The organism is Microcoleus sp. N3A4, from assembly GCF_036701805.1.
Lineage (GTDB): Bacteria > Cyanobacteriota > Cyanobacteriia > Cyanobacteriales > Microcoleaceae > Microcoleus.
On record NZ_JAUBRJ010000074.1, the window covers coordinates 1 to 18,433 of the forward strand.

The 18,433-nt window shown below is 42.6% G+C and carries 25 protein-coding genes and 1 pseudogene; 3 read left to right on the forward strand and 23 right to left on the reverse strand.

Annotated elements, in window-relative coordinates:
• Positions 1 to 55 precede the first annotated feature (55 nt).
• The gene (locus tag QUA56_RS29800; RefSeq protein ID WP_333365496.1) at positions 56 to 676 is read right to left on the reverse strand and encodes a hypothetical protein; all 621 of its coding nucleotides are present in this window, start codon (positions 674 to 676) and stop codon (positions 56 to 58) included.
• Between the two features lie 380 nt (positions 677 to 1,056).
• On the opposite strand from QUA56_RS29800, the pseudogene QUA56_RS29805 reads away from it, so the two are divergent.
• Positions 1,057 to 2,419, forward strand: a pseudogene (locus QUA56_RS29805) (IS4 family transposase).
• 56 nt (positions 2,420 to 2,475) lie between these two features.
• On the opposite strand, the gene QUA56_RS29810 reads toward QUA56_RS29805, so the two are convergent.
• From QUA56_RS29810 to QUA56_RS29860, 12 genes are read right to left on the reverse strand one after another with little or no spacing between them, the layout of a single operon-like run.
• A complete protein-coding gene (locus QUA56_RS29810; protein WP_333365499.1) occupies positions 2,476 to 2,835 on the reverse strand; it encodes a hypothetical protein in 360 nt (119 codons plus the stop codon).
• Complete coding sequence (locus tag QUA56_RS29815) at positions 2,822 to 3,073, reverse strand: hypothetical protein (RefSeq protein ID WP_333365502.1); 252 nt, start codon at positions 3,071 to 3,073, stop codon at positions 2,822 to 2,824. The genes QUA56_RS29810 and QUA56_RS29815 overlap by 14 nt, the downstream gene beginning before the upstream one ends.
• Positions 3,070 to 3,936, reverse strand: a complete 867-nt coding sequence (locus QUA56_RS29820) for a hypothetical protein (protein WP_333365505.1) — start codon at positions 3,934 to 3,936, stop codon at positions 3,070 to 3,072. The genes QUA56_RS29815 and QUA56_RS29820 overlap by 4 nt, the downstream gene beginning before the upstream one ends.
• An 8-nt stretch (positions 3,937 to 3,944) precedes the next feature.
• Positions 3,945 to 4,232 (reverse strand): hypothetical protein, encoded by a 288-nt coding sequence (locus QUA56_RS29825; RefSeq protein ID WP_333365508.1) that lies wholly within the window; start codon positions 4,230 to 4,232, stop codon positions 3,945 to 3,947.
• Positions 4,222 to 4,587, reverse strand: a complete 366-nt coding sequence (locus tag QUA56_RS29830) for a hypothetical protein (RefSeq protein WP_333365510.1) — start codon at positions 4,585 to 4,587, stop codon at positions 4,222 to 4,224. Before QUA56_RS29830 ends, QUA56_RS29825 begins: the two co-directional genes overlap by 11 nt.
• Complete coding sequence (locus QUA56_RS29835) at positions 4,580 to 4,807, reverse strand: hypothetical protein (protein ID WP_333365513.1); 228 nt, start codon at positions 4,805 to 4,807, stop codon at positions 4,580 to 4,582. Before QUA56_RS29835 ends, QUA56_RS29830 begins: the two co-directional genes overlap by 8 nt.
• Positions 4,800 to 5,186, reverse strand: a complete 387-nt coding sequence (locus tag QUA56_RS29840; protein WP_333365516.1) for a hypothetical protein — start codon at positions 5,184 to 5,186, stop codon at positions 4,800 to 4,802. The genes QUA56_RS29835 and QUA56_RS29840 overlap by 8 nt, the downstream gene beginning before the upstream one ends.
• Positions 5,187 to 5,188: 2 nt before the next feature.
• On the reverse strand, positions 5,189 to 5,629 hold the full coding sequence (locus QUA56_RS36970) for a GIY-YIG nuclease family protein (RefSeq protein ID WP_445242962.1): 441 nt from the start codon (positions 5,627 to 5,629) through the stop codon (positions 5,189 to 5,191).
• On the reverse strand, positions 5,616 to 6,053 hold the full coding sequence (locus QUA56_RS29845; RefSeq protein ID WP_333365518.1) for a hypothetical protein: 438 nt from the start codon (positions 6,051 to 6,053) through the stop codon (positions 5,616 to 5,618). Before QUA56_RS29845 ends, QUA56_RS36970 begins: the two co-directional genes overlap by 14 nt.
• Before the next feature lie 5 nt (positions 6,054 to 6,058).
• On the reverse strand, positions 6,059 to 6,316 hold the full coding sequence (locus QUA56_RS29850) for a hypothetical protein (protein ID WP_333032185.1): 258 nt from the start codon (positions 6,314 to 6,316) through the stop codon (positions 6,059 to 6,061).
• 2 nt (positions 6,317 to 6,318) lie between these two features.
• A complete protein-coding gene (locus QUA56_RS29855; RefSeq protein ID WP_333365521.1) occupies positions 6,319 to 6,531 on the reverse strand; it encodes a hypothetical protein in 213 nt (70 codons plus the stop codon).
• Positions 6,532 to 6,546: 15 nt separating this feature from the next.
• Complete coding sequence (locus tag QUA56_RS29860) at positions 6,547 to 6,897, reverse strand: hypothetical protein (RefSeq protein WP_333365524.1); 351 nt, start codon at positions 6,895 to 6,897, stop codon at positions 6,547 to 6,549.
• A 16-nt stretch (positions 6,898 to 6,913) separates the two neighbouring features.
• Between QUA56_RS29860 and QUA56_RS29865 the strand changes: the two genes are divergently transcribed.
• On the forward strand, positions 6,914 to 7,072 hold the full coding sequence (locus tag QUA56_RS29865) for a hypothetical protein (RefSeq protein ID WP_333365527.1): 159 nt from the start codon (positions 6,914 to 6,916) through the stop codon (positions 7,070 to 7,072).
• A 134-nt stretch (positions 7,073 to 7,206) separates the two neighbouring features.
• Here QUA56_RS29865 and QUA56_RS29870 read toward each other — a convergent pair whose 3' ends face one another.
• The 3 genes from QUA56_RS29870 to QUA56_RS29880 all read right to left on the reverse strand — a co-directional run bounded on the left by QUA56_RS29870 (position 7,207) and on the right by QUA56_RS29880 (position 9,843).
• The gene (locus QUA56_RS29870) at positions 7,207 to 8,376 is read right to left on the reverse strand and encodes a transposase (RefSeq protein WP_333365531.1); all 1,170 of its coding nucleotides are present in this window, start codon (positions 8,374 to 8,376) and stop codon (positions 7,207 to 7,209) included.
• 255 nt (positions 8,377 to 8,631) lie between these two features.
• Positions 8,632 to 9,204: a hypothetical protein gene (locus tag QUA56_RS29875; RefSeq protein ID WP_333365534.1), complete on the reverse strand. Its 573-nt coding sequence runs from the start codon at positions 9,202 to 9,204 to the stop codon at positions 8,632 to 8,634.
• Between the two features lie 399 nt (positions 9,205 to 9,603).
• Positions 9,604 to 9,843 (reverse strand): hypothetical protein, encoded by a 240-nt coding sequence (locus tag QUA56_RS29880; protein ID WP_333365536.1) that lies wholly within the window; start codon positions 9,841 to 9,843, stop codon positions 9,604 to 9,606.
• A 166-nt stretch (positions 9,844 to 10,009) separates the two neighbouring features.
• Between QUA56_RS29880 and QUA56_RS29885 the strand changes: the two genes are divergently transcribed.
• The gene (locus tag QUA56_RS29885; protein ID WP_333365539.1) at positions 10,010 to 10,258 is read left to right on the forward strand and encodes a hypothetical protein; all 249 of its coding nucleotides are present in this window, start codon (positions 10,010 to 10,012) and stop codon (positions 10,256 to 10,258) included.
• A gap of 577 nt (positions 10,259 to 10,835) precedes the next feature.
• On the opposite strand, the gene QUA56_RS29890 is transcribed toward QUA56_RS29885, so the two are convergent.
• The 7 genes from QUA56_RS29890 to QUA56_RS29920 form a co-directional block, all read right to left on the reverse strand.
• Positions 10,836 to 11,444 (reverse strand): SDR family NAD(P)-dependent oxidoreductase, encoded by a 609-nt coding sequence (locus QUA56_RS29890; protein WP_333365597.1) that lies wholly within the window; start codon positions 11,442 to 11,444, stop codon positions 10,836 to 10,838.
• A gap of 271 nt (positions 11,445 to 11,715) precedes the next feature.
• Entirely contained in the window at positions 11,716 to 12,834 is a 1,119-nt protein-coding gene (locus QUA56_RS29895; RefSeq protein ID WP_333365541.1) for a prolyl oligopeptidase family serine peptidase, read from the reverse strand.
• Positions 12,834 to 13,796 carry an SRPBCC family protein gene (locus QUA56_RS29900; RefSeq protein ID WP_333365544.1) on the reverse strand — a complete coding sequence of 321 codons (963 nt, stop codon included), beginning with the start codon at positions 13,794 to 13,796 and terminating at the stop codon, positions 12,834 to 12,836. The genes QUA56_RS29895 and QUA56_RS29900 overlap by 1 nt, the downstream gene beginning before the upstream one ends.
• Positions 13,797 to 13,810: 14 nt before the next feature.
• Complete coding sequence (locus QUA56_RS29905; RefSeq protein WP_333365547.1) at positions 13,811 to 14,284, reverse strand: aromatase/cyclase; 474 nt, start codon at positions 14,282 to 14,284, stop codon at positions 13,811 to 13,813.
• 10 nt (positions 14,285 to 14,294) lie between these two features.
• Positions 14,295 to 15,806, reverse strand: a complete 1,512-nt coding sequence (locus QUA56_RS29910; RefSeq protein WP_333365550.1) for a long-chain fatty acid--CoA ligase — start codon at positions 15,804 to 15,806, stop codon at positions 14,295 to 14,297.
• A gap of 167 nt (positions 15,807 to 15,973) precedes the next feature.
• Positions 15,974 to 17,440 carry an MFS transporter gene (locus QUA56_RS29915; RefSeq protein ID WP_333365552.1) on the reverse strand — a complete coding sequence of 489 codons (1,467 nt, stop codon included), beginning with the start codon at positions 17,438 to 17,440 and terminating at the stop codon, positions 15,974 to 15,976.
• Between the two features lie 166 nt (positions 17,441 to 17,606).
• Positions 17,607 to 18,395 (reverse strand): class I SAM-dependent methyltransferase, encoded by a 789-nt coding sequence (locus QUA56_RS29920; RefSeq protein WP_333365555.1) that lies wholly within the window; start codon positions 18,393 to 18,395, stop codon positions 17,607 to 17,609.
• Between the last annotated feature and the right edge of the window lie 38 nt (positions 18,396 to 18,433).

The following is an 18,433-nucleotide window of genomic DNA, read 5'->3' on the forward strand; positions in this document are numbered from 1 at the left end:
GCTTCTAACAATGGTGAATTTATCTTAAAATATACTCATCACTGATGAACAGTGTTCAATAAGATGCGTTCCCCCTGATCCATCCGTCTTCATGTTCCTGAATTAATTTCAAGAGTGTCGATCGGGCAGCAGCTATATACTCCACTCTCTTCTCTTCTGCTGTTTTCTCTTTTGCCACACCACCAGGCACACTATCAACAACAGAATCAGAAACAGATTCTATTTCTGTTTCTGGCTCAGAATCAGAAGCAGTTTTTGATTCTGGTATTGGGGGTTGGGAAGTTTTGAGAAGATGCTGAAGAATTTCAGGGTGATCGTGAGACATGACCCGGACATAATTCTGCTGAGTTTCGGCTTTGTAGACCTCAACTGAGGCATTAGCCCGAAGCTTCTCTTTGACCACTACCTCCTCAACTAGGACATCGGTAAGCGCGGAATTAACCGCAGCATCAAGGGCTAGCTGTTTCAGTCGCTGCTCAAATTCCCAAAGCTCTTGCCGTTCGAGTTGTTCCTTTTTTTTCTGACTGTCGTGCCAGCCGAAATATCCGCAGCCGATCGCAGCCAGAGAGCTGGCTTGCCTAACTCCAACCCAGCGATCGAAAGGAAGCGGCATCAATGCCAACCCCAAACAGCAAAATGCTCCGAAAAATGACGCGACCGTTACCCTGTTACTCATTACTCTTCCCCCCTTACCCTTTACCCAATACCCAATGCCCAATACCCAATGCCCAATACCCGGTGCCTGATACCCAATGCCCGGTGCCCGGTGCCTGATACCCAATGCCCGGTGCCCGGTGACTGATACCCAATGCCCGGCTGGGTTAAAGCGAATACAACCGTACCAGCCGGGATGGAAGTATTATTTACTACCCGCACCAATGATCCACATGGCGACAATGACAAAAGCTGCGATCGCCAAACCATGCTGCCAGGTCAGGAGATAATCATTTGTGACAAGTTAAGAAAAAGTGCAAATTGTCAAGGGGGTAGACCAAAAAAGGTAAAATAGGATGAAACCTTTACCGGGCAAGCAGTTTAGCCATAATTGAACCAGTTATGACTCGCAAAAAACGAATCAACCGAGATCATGCAAAGAAAAAAAATCGTCCCCAAGTAGAAAATGAAGCGGTAGCGAATCACCTAGAAGATTTATTAATTCCAGCAATGGCTGCCCAAAAAACTTTTTATCGCCAATTAAATTTAAGAGATAGGATTCTGACACTACCATTAATGATGGCAGCAATATTAAGTCTCTTATGGCGAGACGTAGCAGGAGTAACAGAATTAACCAGATTATTAAATAGAGAAGGATTTTTATGGTGTCAGCCACAAGAAATTAGCCAACAAGCGTTGTCACAAAGATTTTTAACTTTTCCAGCAATTATATTTGAAAAAGTATTTAAAGAATTATTGCCTCAGTTTCGCCAAAAATGGTTAACAAGAAAATCAAGACCACTACCAGATAGCGTACAATTTGCCTTAAAAAACTTTGATAATATCTGGATAGCTGAGGGCTGCGACATTAGAAGCATTATTTAAGAAGCTACAAAGTTTATCAGATGTGCCAATTGGTCAATTAGCCGGAAAAATGGGAGTAATTATAGACCTAGTAACTCATCTTCCTTTATAAATTTGGTTTTGGACAAATCCGAAACAAGCAGATACTCATTGGGAAGAAGATTTACTAAAAATAGTTAAGCCAAAAACCTTGCTGTTATTGGATCGAGGCTTCTATCACTTCGCTTTTTGGCAACAACTCATCGACCAAGAAATTGGATTTATCACTCGAATAAAGAAAGGTGCATCCTATCAAGTGGAGCGGGTATTAACCAATACTTATGATGTCAAAGACCAGATAATTAAAATAGGTGCAGGCACAAAAAAAACACCAGCTTTGACTATAAGATTAGTACAGATTCGCTCCAAGACTTCCTGGCGTTCTTATCTGACAAGTGTCCGAGAACCAGAAATATTGCCCCCCTATGTAGTAGCAGATTTATATCAAAGAGGCTGGCGAATTGAAGAGGCATTTTGTACAGTAAAAAGATTATTAAATCTTAGTTATTTATGGACAGGTTCATTAAACGGAATCAAGCTCCAAATCTGGGCTACTTGGCTATTTTATGCGGTTTTAGTAGATTTAGGAGATGCGGTTGCAGATGAATTAGGAGTACCACTTGAACGTATTTCTTTAGAAATGATTTATCGGGGGATGTATCATTTTTCGGTTGCCTATCAAAAAGGAATAGCTTCTGACCTAGTTAAGTATTTTGCCTCCGATAAAAATCAAGATTTAGGGATTGTTAAGCGACGACGAAAACCTCATGTCAGGCTAATTATTTCTCCTTTCCCTGGAACTCAAAGAAGTCCCGAACAATTTTTTTTCAATAATAAAGGAACAAATGGAGTCATATTTTAATTGGGTCAACAGATAAAAAATGAGTAAAATTACTCATTGACAATAGTGCTTTTAGCTTAACTTGTGAGTAATGGGAGATAATACAAATCCCAGAAGGTTAAAATGCCTCCGAAAGCTAGTGCTGCACCGGCCGTCCGCCACAAACCGGAGTAGGCACGATCGGCTGGTGAAATAGCACACAAACAGACTGAAGCACCGATAATGACCAAAACTCCCAAGAAAAGATGTGAGGGAAAGACCCGAAACACATTCGCGATGCCAATGCCGATCGAGAAATTCACTATCAAAAATTGCCAGTTGTTGATATTTTTGAGGTGTTTCAGTTCGGCGGATGGTTTATAGACAATCGACTCTACCTGTGGCTGTTGTTGCACAGGAGGCTTTTGCGGTAGCTGTGGAGAGTTAGGCAGAAACATGATGGTTTGTGCATTTGTTGTAGGTTTTCCCGTACATGAGGCAACAATTGGGGCAAATCTCGATATTCTGTATTGCCGAAGTTTCCGCAACTACTAAATATCCGTAAGGGTTGGGTACTTTTATCCCCGGTTGATGGTCATCTGTCGTTACCCAGCCTGTGTTTGTCGTAGCAGCAGCGCCGTTCTTGTAATCGATCGAACTGACGACTTTGAAAACTTGACCTTTAGGAATAATCAATTTCCACCTCTGAAGAAACTACTAAATCTTGAAAAACCACGATTTATCTGCGAAGCAACACGATTAACTTTGCCTGCCATATCGCCTGACCAGTTAACCGCCACATTGATGGAATCCTTCGCTCTACCTGTTGCTGAGCGTTGTGTTGCTGAGCGTGTGGCTGAACCTGAAGCTGAAACAAATTGAGGTTGAGAGAAATTGGACTGACTAATTTGGACTTGAGAAGAAGAGGAAGGGTTTAGAGCTGGATGACTCAAGCCATGAGTACCGTGTTTCAAGCCGTATGCAGCTTGCTTATAGATATTGGTTTCCTCTTCTTTCCATTTTGCTAATTCAGCAGCCAACTCTGGATTTCCTTGCATCCTTGTAGTGGCTGCATCAACTTCGGCAACTTTCTTAGCGATTGCTGCAATAACTGTGTTGTCCCAGAGAAGATTTTCTTGTACTGTTTCTGCTGCAAATTGTTCCTTATTTTTTGTTAGCCGATAATCTTGCTGCTCAACTGTTGCGCCGTATTTTGCCCGAGCAACTGCAACATCTATCTGAGCTTTCTTAATTTTCTCAGCACCTTTATAGCCAGCTTCCATCAGCCAGCCTTGGAATTCACGGAAACAGATTTGTGCGTCAATGAGTAACTTGAACTTTTCTTTGATTTCGCTGATGTGGTCAAGAAACCATTTTGCTTGGATTGCCCGATCGCCGATCGCAGCCCAGCCTTGGGGAGTGAGTTGGTTCAAGTTAGCAGTGCTGATATTGTAAATCTCACCTAACATTTGCTCCCCTTCTTCATCAAGAGCGCCACCAACTAGGGTTGTCAGAAGGTAGGTAAATACATCTTGTTCTTGGTCGAGTTGTTGTTGCATTATTTTTCCTAATCAAATTGTGTTGAATCATTAGGATCGAGATTATCGATCCAGGTTTTTGCATTAGCTAAAGCTGTTTCTGTATTGTGGGAAACTCCTTGTTTGAGTCGATCGTAAACGCACCAATTCATTTTCTTGTCAAGCCATTTAAGCTTGATTACCAAGCCTAAATATTCATATTCCTCAGAATCAGAGTCAGATTCTATAACACCTCTTGCTTGGAGATTAAGCAAGAGTTTGATAGCTAGGTTACTGACGGTGCGGTTTGACAACAAATTCAAGATTTTATCTAACATTATTGCTTACCTCACCAGATTCTTCATCCTCATACTCCATAAAATCGTTAATCCACTGTTTAGCTGCTAAAAGGGAGGAAGCAGAGTCATAGGTCATGCCTTGATCAAGAAACCGATACATACCGTCGTAGACATACCAATTCCATTGTTCGCTCCAGCGTTCCTCTCCATCAATGTGAAAGCATCTCAAACGAATAATCAATCCACAATGCTCATATTCATCTGATATTGGTGGATCTATTACCCATTCTGTGATTGCACCTTTAAGTTTTAGGTAGATCAACAACTGTTTGGTGAATGACAGGACGATCGAATCTGGCAACAGACTCAGTATTGGTTTAAGATTCTTACGCATTTCGTTGCCCTTGCCGTCCTAGATAAGTTTTGATTTCAACTGTTTCTCCCGGTTCCGGTCTAGGGAGCTGAAGCTCAACTTCTTTCATTGCCCGAATCGCGCAGACTTCCGTGTCGCCGTAAACTGTAAAAACTTTGGTTGGGTGACGGCTGCTGGTAACGTAAACTGTTCGAGAATATTGATTCGCCACTTTTGCTGTTCCGAATAACCAATCAAGCATCTATTTGTTCCTCACGTTGATCACCTTGATTAATGTGATGAGGCACTTTACCCTCAAGAAATTCAACTACCCAAATTTGAGCTAGAGCAACAGCATCATCTCTTGTATCTGCGACTCCAGTTTTTAACACTACTTGCCCAAAACCGTCATAAACTAACCAATCCCAGTAATTGAGTTCTTGTCCCAAAAATGTTGAATATGCAAAGAAAGGCTTGACTTGAATTTGCAATCCTGCATAGAAATAGCAACCTGGCAGTAAATGTTCAGTATCATGATTAAAGTTTTGGTAAACTTTATTGATCAGCTCTGTCGAAAACTGAGCGATCGTCTGCTTAGAAACGAACAGAATCGGAAGTAGTTGCAGCAATTCTCTGAGCATAATTATCTAAAAAGTAGAGAGCAAAAAAGCATCAAAACCAAAACTGTAATAACTAAGTAAACAAAGTTGACCAACCAACAGAGAAGAAATAACGTAACTTGCATCCTTAAAACTCTCCAAGGATTCACTTGAAACCATTCAGTGTAGCCATCTAATCCTTTAGTTCGCAAATAGTGGCTACGCTCAAAGATTCTGTGCATCATTTTTTCTGTCAATCTCATGTTCATGGTGAAGACGATCGCCCTAATTTGTAAGTTGGCTTCGTATTCTTGTGACAGGAAATATCGGCGTGTTTTTGGTCTTTCACTCAAACCAACTTTGCAGAGATCGCCATCTTGAAAAATGTAATTAAACCCAGGGACGTAATCACTTTTTCTCTTAGGTTTAGGTTTTTTAGGTGGCCGTTGGTGTCTAAGAAATAGAGTTGCTTTAGGATTTCGCATTCATTTCTGCCTTCAGAAGGGCGATCGAATGAGATAAAAGTGCGATTCGTTGACTACATAATGCCTTATGTCGCGTTGCCAAAGTCCGCATTTCTTGACTTGCCTGGAACCGGGTATCAAAATCACTGGATTTCAAATCATCTTCAAGTTTGGCGAAGGTAATTTTATTATTTCCGATTTCGGCTTCGAGTTCAGGCAGGGACATCTCTATTGGTTTTTTAACTTTACGCATCAAAACTACTTGTCGTTCTGCCAGTTTTTCATTACGTTTCGAGAGCTGCAAAAGTTCTTGAGTTAACTTCAAAGAAACCTTTGTATCAGTGACCTGTTCGATTTGACCTTTCAGCTTATTTTTGAGCAATTCGTTCGCATCGCGCTCAGCTTGAAGCTCATCATAAGTCATGCTTGTCAGTCTTTTTACCATGATGATTACTCGACTGTTTGACGGTTGTTGTTGCTGCCAATGCCTACTGAGGGAGCAATTTGATAAACTGTGGTGGTGTTGACTGTTTGACTGCCCTGGACGATCGTCGGAGGCGTTTGTTTCAGAGCTTCTTGATACCCGGTTTGGTAGCAAAATGCACCGAAACCAACCATCAATGCTGGGATAGCTCTACTCATCCAAGGATACCCAGGTTCAGAATTCTTACTTGTTGGTGTTGAATCTGCCGAAAATTGGTCATTCATGGTTAATATTCCTTGCTGTGATTAACAATTTTTGCGATCGTATTATCGTTGCTATCGTTTGAAAGTCTTACCCAACCTTCATCTGCCATATCTTCGAGATCAATTTCTACACGCCATTCTTCGATTAGAGTACAGAAAGCAATTTCGGGTGTACTGCCTTTTCCAAAAATATTCAGGAAATCGAGAATGGCTTGTATTTCAGGTGTTATTTCCACTCTTTGTTATCTGGATTATGGTTCCCAACAATCAGCAGTGAGATAATCGTCGTCAGATGCGAATGTGCATTCATAATCTTGTTTTTCAGTCTCGAAACGGTAACAAACTCCAGGATAAGGACAATGCCTACCTCCGACGCAGTTAGGAGGTATTTCTCGTTCTTTTGGTTGGCAGAGTTGCAGGTTGTCGTCTACTGGTTCCAGAAGTCGAGTTTGTAGCTTGCGGGCGCGTAGCGCATCGCCTAATGGAGACAAATCCAAGTCAATCACTCGGCACAGTTGCAAGCATTTTTTCTCCGCACTGTAGACATAAACTCTCTGGTCTGGATGCCAATCGTAAACTTGGTCAGAAGTAATGGGAATCATTTAGCACACTCCTGTCATGAAAACTGAAGCTGAGCTAATCGGGTACGGGTTAACTGGAGCGGGAAAAATTGATAGCAACCATTTGAACATTGCTCTTTTCTCCTTTGCTGAAATACTTTCTGAAGTAGTTAATGAAGCGGAATGGAGAGGGGAAGAAGAAAGCAAGCTCGCATAGATAACAATACTCCGGACAGTTTTTAAGCAGCCAGAGTACCATAAGACAAGACTGAAGGAAGGTTAGGGTGATTTAAAATCAAATCCGGGTCTAAATCTAACTTATCAATAAAGGTAGAAAGTAGATGCGCGATTTTATTCCAGACGTTTATAAGAGGCCATAGAAAACACAAAAGATTTGGCAGATGAATGACAACTAGAAAGTTCATGTTTGGCTAAGTTTAAGGCAATTAGACTGGCATTAAAGTGAAAATCAAGCCGTGGTAAATGACGAGCTTGACAATCCGACAATCCCGTAAATTGCTTGGCCTCACGAAAAATAAATTCAATCTGGAAACGAGCCTGATAATATTCAACAATTTGCTCAGGCGGTAAGTGAATATCAGTGCTAAATAATAAAGCATTTTTAATTTCTCCGTTGGCTTGAACCTCAGAGATACAAGCCAACCTAATTTGGCAATTTAAACAACAACTCCACACCACCAATGTATATAATGAAACTCCCGGTTTTATTTCTTTAACAAAATTAAGACGACTCAAATCATGGCAGTCAACCTTACCATCATATTTACGTGGAGCTCCCAGTTTCTTTTGTTCACCAGTATAAAGATAGCGTAGGTTAGCATCAACTCTTAACTTGCCAATAAAGTCTAAATTTAACTCCCGCACAGCATCCCAGAATTTAGAGCGGTAGTAATAGCCATCAGCGACCAAATAACGTACAGAATTTGGGAAGAAATAACGAGTATTCTTTAGATGTTGTGCATAGTCATCAACTCTTGTGATGTCAGGCGTTGAGCTTTGAGACTCCTGTTTTTTGCGAGATTTTTTTGACCAGCTATTCTTCGGTTTTTGTGGCAATTTTTTCACCTTCTTTATTTGAGGGCGTGATGGAGTTTGTTGTACGCTTAAGCTATAAGATAAACGACTCTCAATTTCGACAATAGAAATTACAGAAATTTCCAACCCCTGTTCCGATTTCCCCGCTACACCATTATAAAAATAACCCTTACCGTCAGTTTTTTTGCCACTTTTTTTTAAAAAAGAACAATCGATAACGGCAATGACTGTGTGTTCAGGATTTAAGGCAGATTCGAGGAAATATTGATTAAATTGTGGAAAATTAAAGCTTTTGAGAAAGTGACGACGGTAGGTTTTTTCGCTCAAATAACTATAACGACTGAGATTCGTGAAGTTGACCTTACCATAGACCAGCAAAATAGTTGAGAATAAAGTGACTAAAAACTTCTTTTGGGGTTGACTAATTCCTGGCATTTGTTGTAAGATGGATTCAATAATCTTCATAAGGCAATCTGTTGAGCTTGTGTGTTTTTATAGCTTAACCTAAAAGAGTGCCTTTTTTTCTGTTTATTTTGGGTTCAGATAGCACTCAGTTTTTTCGCTTCTGTGCTTTATTGCGTAAGCATCCCTATTTAAAAACTGTCCGGAGTATTGAGATAACTAAAGCAGCGAATAGTTTTTCTTTCTGAGCGCTACGAGCTTGCTCTTCTAGAACTAGCCGTGAGCTATAAGCTTGGGCTAGTTCCAAACACGAATCAATTAGCCCCAGGCTCCAGTTATCCGTTTGGGTGTCTCGGTTTTTTTTCCTGGTAGGCTTGCGTTCCGTAAATCTAGGGGCGCATTTTCAACCGCCTGAACTACTTGTTTGAAATTCGATCGAGTGTTTGCTGAGCGGGTGTGTAACTGGTCAGCAACATTGCTGCCGAGGGCCACAAAGAAAGCGTCAACTACAGGAACCGCAGCAGCAGCACCCACATCTGTCATTGCCAGGGCTGCTTCAGTTGTTGCCGTTTGAACTGCGACCACTAACTCATTGGTTTCTTCTTGAGCATCCCGGTGCTCGCTGTGGTCGATCGCGTTCTCGTCAATATTGTCGTTTTGGAATTCTGCTGCTGTTCCTGTCCGGGCATTGGCGATCGCCAATATTGCTTCCTGCACCGACAGCCTATCCTCACGGATCAGCTTGTAATATTGGCGAACCTCTAAAGTGTCTGCTTCGGAGACTGTCGTTTGCTGCCACTCCGCCTGCCCAAGGGCTTTGCGGACATTCGTGATCTCTTTGACAGTCCCCAATCCGAGTTCCCATTTCAGATCGTTGCGCGAAGTATTCATCTGTTTCTAGTCCTTTTTCTTTGAGGTAAGTACGGGTTCTTTCTAGGTTTCGATCGCATTCATTCAGAAAAATCTCTTGTATGCGAACCAGACACCATTTTGTGAAATCTGAAAATTGGCGGGTATAGATCGCCCGCTCTGCTTCTGGGCATTCCTCCAGCAGTGCCAGCCTTCGCTTAAACGAACCCTCTGACATTGCTGGGGCGTTTTTGCGGTTCTTTTTACCTACCTGTCCCAGTAGTTCTTTGAGCTGAGTCCGAGTCCAATAATTGCGCTTCCCATTTGGCTGCTCAAACTGTGCTGGGTATGCTCTACGGCATTTCTTTGCGTATCTCACGAGCTATTTACAGTTACTGGATTTTGGGTACTTTAATTGGATCGCAGCCAGAGCAAAAAAAATTATCGATCGTCCCGTGGGCTTCCTTTTTCAGTTCCTGGTTCGCTTGGGGCTTGAGCTTCTGGATAAGCCTTTGTTGCATCCCAATAACCATAAGCCCTTGCATTACCAAGAACTTGTTGTACTGCTTCTTGAGGAGTCTTGCCAAAACCTGTAACGATGCTGGGGGGGTTGCAAGAACGCTCAACCACAATCTGATGTGATTGCAGATGCTGTTTAAGCAGGTGCTGTTGCTGTAACATAATTCTGTCTCCTAGTGCCGTGTGGCGGCATTGGTGGAAAGTCTGGTGAGCGTGCGTCAACACGTTTACCAGGCGTTTTTGTACTGTAACATCCAAATGATGTTAAGTCAAGAGAATTTAAAACTTTAATTTAAGATTTGTTGCGCTCATAGAATATGCTAAAAAAATGAGCACAGAAAAGATTAAAGGAAAAAGTAGGGATTCTCGTGATCGACTTACATTTGATGTAGGCGAACTGCGTGATCGGCTTAGAGCTCAGGCGATCGAACCGAATCAGTCGCTAGCATCGATCGTGAGGATGGCCCTGATCGAATGGCTTGAGCAGCGAGAAGCCATCGAGGATAAAAAATCTTCCGAAGAAGAAGACAGGAGAAAAGGAGTCAGGAGGGAAGAAAGCTCTTCTCCTGACTCCTGACTCCTTAACTCCTTCCCAAGAAAATTCTTAAAAAAACGATTAAATTGATATATCAGTTATTGACACTTCTTAAAAGCTATACAGAATAACTATTACAACGATCTTAAGCCCACTTTGGGGTAGTAGGGGTCGTGGGTTCAAATCCCGCCGCTCCGATAGATGGAATCCTTGAGAAATCAAGGGTTCCATTGTTTTTGGTAGACTTCACAGTCTTTGGTCATTCTCAATTAGGGGTTCATTCCTAAGTTTTCTCCTAGTTGAAATAGGTCAATATGTCCTCTGCCAGCGACTCAGTAGTATCTGCAAATGTTGAAACAAACATACAGCTTTTTCAAACAAGGCCTCTACCAAGGAATTAGATTCCTATCTTGGAAAAATTCACCTGTATGTCCACCATCTGGCAACGTGGCTAACCACACAATACTATCAACTCCTTCCTCAATCGTGTTGATAGCATTGGAACCACCCATAAGCTGTTGAACATTTAAAACAGATTGTATGCGGAGCGTCCGAAGTGTTTCCCGTTTAAGCGGAGCGTGTTCGCGGATGACGCACCCGGAACAGCCAAGTTAGTGGTTTAAATGCACAACAGCTTATCAGTTTGAACCCAGCCTGGATTGACTGAATCAACCAAGATATTCGTATCTTTTAAGGCATTTGCAAAGAGTATTGTGACTGCATTCAGAGCAGTTTTTGAAACTCCATATATGGGGAACCGAGTAGAATTTATATTTGCTGATAATTGCCCGTGTTTTGAAGATACATTCACAATTAGCCCATAATTATGAACTTTCATCAGCAGAATTAAAGTCTGGCACAATTGCAATGGGCCATAAACATTGGTTTCTATTGTTTGACGTACAGTGTCAACTTTCACGTTAAATATACTGCCATCTGGATTCTCTAAATAATCTAAAAGAATGCCAGCATTATTCACCAGAATATCTAAATGTCCAAATTCATTGCTAATAAATTCAGCCAGATGTTGAATGCTATTTGCATTAGTCACATCAAGCGGGTGATATTTAACATCCAATTTCTCAGCTTGTAATTTCTCTGCTGCTGCTTGACCCTTGGCTCGATCGCGGCTAGTGAGAATGACCTGGATATCTCTTTGTGCCAGTTGGCGGCAATTTTCAAACCCCAATCCGCGATTAGCACCTGTGACAACCGCTATTTTTTTCAGTCAACAAATTTTTCTGAGATTAATACGGTTCAATCAGCAAAATTGTAGGTTGGTTTAAGGCTTTGTGGAACCCAACATTTGAAAATGTTGGGTTTTGTATAGCCTTTCTCAAAAAGATGAGGTATGACTGACAGCTTACATAACCACCCAGACGCTTGAGGGCCGGGGCCCAACTACGTCCGCGAATCTTTCGCTCGAACCGCTATACATCAACTCAACCTACATACTTGTAGCAATCATTTTTTAAATTGATAACAGTATCTGCAAACAACTAAACTGTGTTCTCTGGGGCAAGCTGCGACCCCATCCAATCTGCGATCGCTACTATGTACTGGTTGATTTGGTTCAGGCAAACATGAACCTCCTGTTCATAAACGATCGCCCGGTGGCGATCGCCCCATTTACGATCGAGGTCCTGAATACCGCGAACCGGAAAAATATCATCTAGTTCACCGTGAATTGACAGCACATTCGTTTCGCAACCCCCAGATAGATCCAGTGTCAGGCGATCGAAAAGGTCAGGCATAGCCGTTTTTTCAGGTTCCATGAAAGCATACTGAAAATCTTCCTTGAGACGGCGCTTCATTTTGTCAAACGGCGTGATATATGGGCCGCCTGACAGATTCACAACGGCCTTGAATTTATTACCCAAATGTTTCGCTACCCGCAAAGCAATATAGCCGCCAAAGCTAACTCCAAAGAAACCAAGCCGATTTTCATCAATGCGTGCGTCAGCAGACAAGGTATCAACAATACTGGCAACCACTTCCTCAAAATTTACAGGAATTGGAGAACGACCGAGATTGATTCCTTGCCCAGGCCCGTCGAACAAGAAAGCTGCAAATCCTCGATCCACAAAATGTTCAGCGAAAGTAATAACCTCAACTTCTGTAACTGAATCAAGACCGTTAGAGAGGATTACACAGGGTAAAGGTTGATGGGGGTCAACGTTGTCCGGTAATAGCAAATAGTAAGGAATTACCACCCCGTTCCACTCAATTTTACCTGGATTTAGGGGGCGGACATTTTCATCCCAGCTTTTGAGAAAACAATCCTTAACACGCTGTCGTAATGCACTCTTCTGAGCGGAATCAGAGAAGTACATAAACTCTGCCCAGTGGTAACAACTGGCTGCACTGCGAAAGAGGTGGCGCTGCCCCATTTTATATGAACAGGTTTCGGCTTGTGCAACATAGCGATCGCCAAGCTTAGACCAACCCGACCTCCAGTGTTCCCAGAACTCCGGGGTACTTACATCTGTGCAATCTTTGGGAAAATCACTAAGAGCGATCGCCAAATCACCCCATTCGGATTGCCAGAACAAAATACGCGGCAAAAAATACCGACAAGCGAGATATATTTCTTCTGGGACGCTCAATGGCATATTCATTATGATTCCTTCCCAGCTAAATAATTTTGACAAGCGGCAATGGTAGTTAAAGAATTTTTGTCCAGTGCATCGTGGAGCCTTTGCTTGTAAGATGCGATGTCACCCTCTCCGAATAAATTGCGACAGGCATTCGGCTCGATCTGGAACTCGTGGCGGGCAAAAACCTCCGTTCCACCAGGTACACTATTCAACGTCCAGCGACCGCTATGTCTACTCATCACTGGAGGCGGTTCTGGCTGAAAATACTCAATAGTTAAGACATCTCGGCGACAGCGACGGATGCTGCGAATGCGCTCACTACCATAGGCCGTTCCCACCTCCATAATAAATTCCTGATTGCTGCCGTCATCGTAAAGCATATCCACAGCCTGACAATGGGGAAGCAGCGAATACCAGTTGGCAGCATCAGCCAGAAGATTGTAAATATCTACCCCCGGAAAGGGCAGAATGCGACTGGATTCAAAGGAAAAAGAAAGTTCATCCTCCTGATGGTCTTTACCTTCCACTATGCTTTTAATAGCGATCATTTCCTTCCCGCCATTGCGATCGATAAAATTGAGCATAAAATCGACAGCTTCTTCTGATGTTGTTACGCCCTCTACCAAACCAGTCACATCTTCCTTGACAGTAAAGCTACGCTCAACAAAGAGCAGACTTCCACCACTATCAAGCGGCACAACCCGCCAGCGCCCTTGCATATCCGTCAACAGCGGCATGGGTACGGGTAGGTAGAAATCAACTCCATTGATCTCAGGCAAAAACTTTCGGTGGGTGTCCCATGTCATTTCTCTGCCATTATCCTGGGCAGTAATGCGAACCAGTTGGTAATCGTCACCTTTTTCCAGAACTTCTGTGCTGACGCAACTCTCAAACAGATCGGGCCATTGGGAGGTGTCGGAGATGATTTGATAAACAGCCTTTACCGGGGCATGACATACGATCGAATGAAATGTGTTTTTCATGATTTTGTTTCTACTTAGTTATTCTCTTCTGCCAATTTTTTGATGGAATTCAGTTCCTTGATGGTGTTGCGGTGGATCGCTTGCATCATAAAGTCAACCGCCTCATCAGGTGTGGTAACACCATCCACTAAACCTGTTACATCATCCTTTACTTGAAAATTGTGTTCAAGGAAAAGTAGGCATCCCCCCTCTTCGAGCGGCACCACCCGCCAGCGACCTTGCATAGATTTGAGTAGTGGCAATGGGGGATTTGTTTCAAAGTCAATGCCATAAATCTCCTCGTTTAAAACCCGATGGGAAACCCACTGCATCTCCACTTTGTTCACTTCCGCAGTCACGCGAATAACTTCGTAGCCATCCTTTTTTTCCAGAAATTCTACGTTAAGACACGGCTCAAAAATGTCAGGCCATCGCGCACAGTTGGTAATGATTCCATAGACAGCATTAGTCGGAGCGTGGCAGAGAATAGAATGTATTGTTGCTTTCATGATTTCGTCCTTAAATTGTAGAAAATTCTATCATTTTTTCGGGTTTAATGAAGGGGAGAATATCCCGCTTCACAATTTTGCCGTTCTGGTTTTTTGGTAAAGGTTCGGGTGATATGTAAAGAAAAGTCGGCCATTTTTCGGGACTGAGCGTATTTTGGAAGCTTTCAGATAAGGCATTTGTTAGAGCGACTGGATCGTTTTGAAGATCCTGCGTACAATAAATGCAGACAACGGGATATTTGACCGCTGTTTCAGAGGTTGACCAACCGACAAGCACTGCCTCCTCAACACCTGGAATTTTGTAAAGAAGATTCTCGATTTCGCTGGGATAAATTTTGTGACCGTTTGGTGTCAGGATGGTTTCAGCTTCTCTTCCTTTGAGTACAAGATAACCTTCGCTGGAAAACATTCCAAAGTCCCCTGTGTGAAACCATTCACCAAGGGACTCAATGGTATTTTTTTCAAAGTTGCAATAACCTTCCATCATTCCTGAACTACGCACCACAATTTCACCAATTTCGTTTGCGGGCAAGGAATTGCCGCTGGCATCGAAAACAGCGACATCAACCGAATCATCTGGTCGTCCAATACAATGGACATACTGAGCATAAAGTTTTAGTTTATGCTCTTCTTCCATTAGCCAGCAGAAAGGGCCGAAACTTTCACTCAAACCATAGCCCTGAATCCATTCACAAGGGATAAGTCTTCGCCCTTCTTCTAAGACTTTGACAGGCAATGGTGCAGCGCCATAAGCAACGACTTGTAGGCTACTCAAATCTGCTTTGACTGTGCGTGAATCCTCAAGAAAATCTTTCATAAAGACTGGGCGCAGCATAATATGAGTTAAGCGCTGCTTTTGTATCTGTGGTGCCCAATCTGCAACATCTGGACTGTCTGGAAAAAATAGGGTAGCCTTGTGTGCCAATGCACCCAAGGAAAAAATGATTCCAGTGGTATTGTTCATCAGCCCTGACATCATTATGTGTGCGTCAGAGTGGAATTTTAGTGTCGCCGATACCTTCAGAATACGTCGGGCAATCAGTCTTTCCTGAAGACTAATTGCTTTCGGATTACCTGTGGTTCCGCTAGTGAAAAGAACTAGGAATTTTTCAACTGGACTGGAAGCTTCAACGATGATATTAGAAGCTGCTTCATTTATTGTCTCGATTTGAACTCGGTTAATCTCGATAAGATTAACGCCGGAGATGTGTAATTTATCAATCAGCACCGTATCCGTTTTTTTCAGGTAGATAATATGCTCTGGTTTGGCGATCTCGATGATATTAATCCATTCGAGCAAAGCAGCTTCCTTGAGATTGTACGGAATCAGAACCTGAATGCCAATAGCACTGGCAGCAAGAAAAAAGAAAACTGCATATTCATCGTTATCTGCGATCGTTAAAACGCGCTGTCCAGGCATCAAACCTTTGGCACGCAGAAGGTTGACCATTGCAGCAACTCGATCGCGTACATCCTGATAGCTGTATGTCTGCTGCGAGGTAACAAAAGCAGGCTTTTTCAAACTGGATCGATCGGGACAGTCTAGGAAAGATAAAATTTTAGAATTTCCATCGACTAACATAATAGTGTGAAAGCTCTAGCGAATGGGACATTGAACAATTCAGGGTTTCAATGGACAAATGCGTAAGTCCAATAGCCGCTCTAACTAGCGCTTCTCATCTGTTTCAACTACTCGTAATTCGGGCGGGATTTTTGCTCCATTTTCCAGACAACTACTGCCAATCCAGCCGCAATCAAAAGAATTAGTGCCGCAAAGCGAAAAGTGCCTTGAAGCCCATAAACCAAAGCTGTCGGCGGGGCTGCTGTGACTTGGGAATTTTGCGCTAAATGGGCGTTGCTAAGAGTCAAACCTGCAAACATAGCGCCCATTAAGGGCAAAGCTACTGTCTGACCCAAGGTGCGGGATAGTGATAATAGCCCAGAAGCTATTCCTAGTCTTTCCTTTGGGACACTCCCCATAATCGCGCTATTATTGGGTGATTGGAACATCCCAAAACCAATACCTAATGGTGCAATCCACGCAATATAAACTAACTCTTTCAACTGGGCATCAAAGGTACTCATCAGCAGACAACTACTGAACATCAAGACCAATCCAACTAAACTAATTATCCGAGGACTAAAACGGTCAGACATTGACCCAGAAAATGGGGCAACAATCCCAATTAAAACCGGGAAAAATCCCAATAACAACCCCACTTTTTGAGTGGGATAATGCAAGACTATTTCTAGAAAAAATGGGAGAATAAAAATTACTCCTGTAATGGCAAATAACACAAGAAATCCCATCAATAAGCTGAGGCTAAATTCCCGATTCTTAAACATCTTTAAATCGAGCATTGGCTGGTTAATGCGGGCTTCAAGGAATAGAAAAGCAGCAAAACTCAGTACCGCAATGGCAAGCAGAGATAGCGTTTTAATGCTGGTAAAGCTTTCAATCTGCCCCTGTGTCATGCTGAAGGTGAAACTAAGAAGCGATATGGCAATGATTGCAGAACCCAAAGCGTCAAATCGTTGGGCGTTATTGGCGATCGCATCCTGCGGTACAAACTTGACAATAATAAAACTTGCGAGTATGCCAATGGGAATGTTTACGAAGAAGATCAAACGCCAGCCCGCTATCCCAATTAATAGACCTCCTAATGTCGGTCCAAGGCAGATTCCCAAGGATACAGTTGCACCGATTATGCCAAGAGTCTTTCCCCGTTCCGATGCTGGAAAAACTTCTGTGGCGATCGCAGCGGCTAGGGCAGAAATACACAGACCCCCTAGCCCTTGGAGTGCCCGAAAAGCAATTAGCCACTCTACACTAGAAGCTAGTCCGCACAGCAAGGAGGCGATCGTAAACAGGATCAAACCCCAAAGGTATAACCGTTTTTTGCCAAACATATCACCCAACCTCGCCGCACCGAGTACCAGCACCGTGACGATCAGTAGATAACTCACTACTACCCATTGAATAGTCGCAAAAGTAGTATTGAACGTTTTAACAAGAGTCGGTAGGGCGAGATTGACTATGCTGCTATCCAGGGTGAACATCAGCAAGCCTAATCCCACTCCCAGCAGCGCCCACCATTTTTGAGTTGCGGAAGTTTCTGGAGGGGGAAAATTAGACGGTATTGAAGTGTTTTTCATAGATGCCTTATGTAGAAGCGATCGGAGTAGGACTGGCAGGCGAATGAGAGTATGGGTTTATCCTGATAGTTAAAGATGCGTGAAGAAATGTAACGCATTTTAACCTACTTGAAACCGAGGTTTTCAAGTAACAGCAATTCCCAAGATTTTGAAAATCGGCTACATTTCATTTCTCGGCAATAAGGGCTTTCATTGGCCAGTGTAATTCGTACATTCCCTCGCTGTATTCTATTTCAAAAAAATCTTTAAGTCCTTTACGAGTTTGTTCTATTCTCTCTGGCTCATCTCCAGGGAATAAGTTCATTGCCAAAATCTTATAGAGAAATGTGGCAATATCGTTTTCTGACGCGAAATACCATTTTTGGAGTAATTCTACTACACGAACTTTTTCGCTCTTGAATCCATTGATAAAGCATAGAGAATCGGCAAATTCTTCTGATAAAAATTTTGCTTCATGCCCGCCTTCGCGATATTTACTAACTATAGAGTCGAAATATCTGGATGCTGAACTTCCTTGAAAAACGTCACCTATGAATAATAATCCGCCCGGTTTTAATGCCTTGTAAATATTGGCAACCACTTGTGTTTGACTTACGGCATCATGAAACGTGGCAAAACTCCAAGCTTTATCCAAAGATTCAGCAGGCAGGTCTAATTCCTCAGAACTACTGACTAAAGTTTCGACTTGTGGCATGGGAAATCTAGACTTTAGACGATCGAGTAGGTAGGCTGAAGGGTCGCTAACAAGATATTTTCCTTGCGAACCAACTGCTTCGGCGATCAATTTACAAAAGAAGCCATTTCCTTCCCAAAATCCTAAGATGTGTTCTCCTGGTTGGGGATTGAGGTATTGATACATGACTTGAACGTCATTTTTTCTCGCCTGAGAATAGGCAGCACCAGCTTCCCCAGCTAGTTTTGCTCTCATCTTAATCAGCTCTTCGGATTCAAACATTTCACTCGACTCCTTTCATTAAATTAGAAAAACTAAAA

Excerpts from the sequence above, each read along its gene's own strand:
- QUA56_RS29800 (WP_333365496.1), bottom strand. The coding sequence starts at position 676 with ATGAGTAACAGGGTAACGGTCGCGTCATTTTTCGGAGCATTTTGCTGT.
- QUA56_RS29810 (WP_333365499.1), bottom strand. The coding sequence starts at position 2,835 with ATGTTTCTGCCTAACTCTCCACAGCTACCGCAAAAGCCTCCTGTGCAA.
- QUA56_RS29820 (WP_333365505.1), bottom strand. The coding sequence starts at position 3,936 with ATGCAACAACAACTCGACCAAGAACAAGATGTATTTACCTACCTTCTG.
- QUA56_RS29825 (WP_333365508.1), bottom strand. The coding sequence starts at position 4,232 with ATGTTAGATAAAATCTTGAATTTGTTGTCAAACCGCACCGTCAGTAAC.
- QUA56_RS29830 (WP_333365510.1), bottom strand. The coding sequence starts at position 4,587 with ATGCGTAAGAATCTTAAACCAATACTGAGTCTGTTGCCAGATTCGATC.
- QUA56_RS29835 (WP_333365513.1), bottom strand. The coding sequence starts at position 4,807 with ATGCTTGATTGGTTATTCGGAACAGCAAAAGTGGCGAATCAATATTCT.
- QUA56_RS29840 (WP_333365516.1), bottom strand. The coding sequence starts at position 5,186 with ATGCTCAGAGAATTGCTGCAACTACTTCCGATTCTGTTCGTTTCTAAG.
- QUA56_RS36970 (WP_445242962.1), bottom strand. The coding sequence starts at position 5,629 with ATGCGAAATCCTAAAGCAACTCTATTTCTTAGACACCAACGGCCACCT.
- QUA56_RS29845 (WP_333365518.1), bottom strand. The coding sequence starts at position 6,053 with ATGGTAAAAAGACTGACAAGCATGACTTATGATGAGCTTCAAGCTGAG.
- QUA56_RS29850 (WP_333032185.1), bottom strand. The coding sequence starts at position 6,316 with ATGAATGACCAATTTTCGGCAGATTCAACACCAACAAGTAAGAATTCT.
- QUA56_RS29860 (WP_333365524.1), bottom strand. The coding sequence starts at position 6,897 with ATGATTCCCATTACTTCTGACCAAGTTTACGATTGGCATCCAGACCAG.
- QUA56_RS29865 (WP_333365527.1), top strand. The coding sequence starts at position 6,914 with ATGAAAACTGAAGCTGAGCTAATCGGGTACGGGTTAACTGGAGCGGGA.
- QUA56_RS29870 (WP_333365531.1), bottom strand. The coding sequence starts at position 8,376 with ATGAAGATTATTGAATCCATCTTACAACAAATGCCAGGAATTAGTCAA.
- QUA56_RS29875 (WP_333365534.1), bottom strand. The coding sequence starts at position 9,204 with ATGAATACTTCGCGCAACGATCTGAAATGGGAACTCGGATTGGGGACT.
- QUA56_RS29880 (WP_333365536.1), bottom strand. The coding sequence starts at position 9,843 with ATGTTACAGCAACAGCACCTGCTTAAACAGCATCTGCAATCACATCAG.
- QUA56_RS29885 (WP_333365539.1), top strand. The coding sequence starts at position 10,010 with ATGAGCACAGAAAAGATTAAAGGAAAAAGTAGGGATTCTCGTGATCGA.
- QUA56_RS29895 (WP_333365541.1), bottom strand. The coding sequence starts at position 12,834 with ATGAATATGCCATTGAGCGTCCCAGAAGAAATATATCTCGCTTGTCGG.
- QUA56_RS29900 (WP_333365544.1), bottom strand. The coding sequence starts at position 13,796 with ATGAAAAACACATTTCATTCGATCGTATGTCATGCCCCGGTAAAGGCT.
- QUA56_RS29905 (WP_333365547.1), bottom strand. The coding sequence starts at position 14,284 with ATGAAAGCAACAATACATTCTATTCTCTGCCACGCTCCGACTAATGCT.
- QUA56_RS29915 (WP_333365552.1), bottom strand. The coding sequence starts at position 17,440 with ATGAAAAACACTTCAATACCGTCTAATTTTCCCCCTCCAGAAACTTCC.
- QUA56_RS29920 (WP_333365555.1), bottom strand. The coding sequence starts at position 18,395 with ATGTTTGAATCCGAAGAGCTGATTAAGATGAGAGCAAAACTAGCTGGG.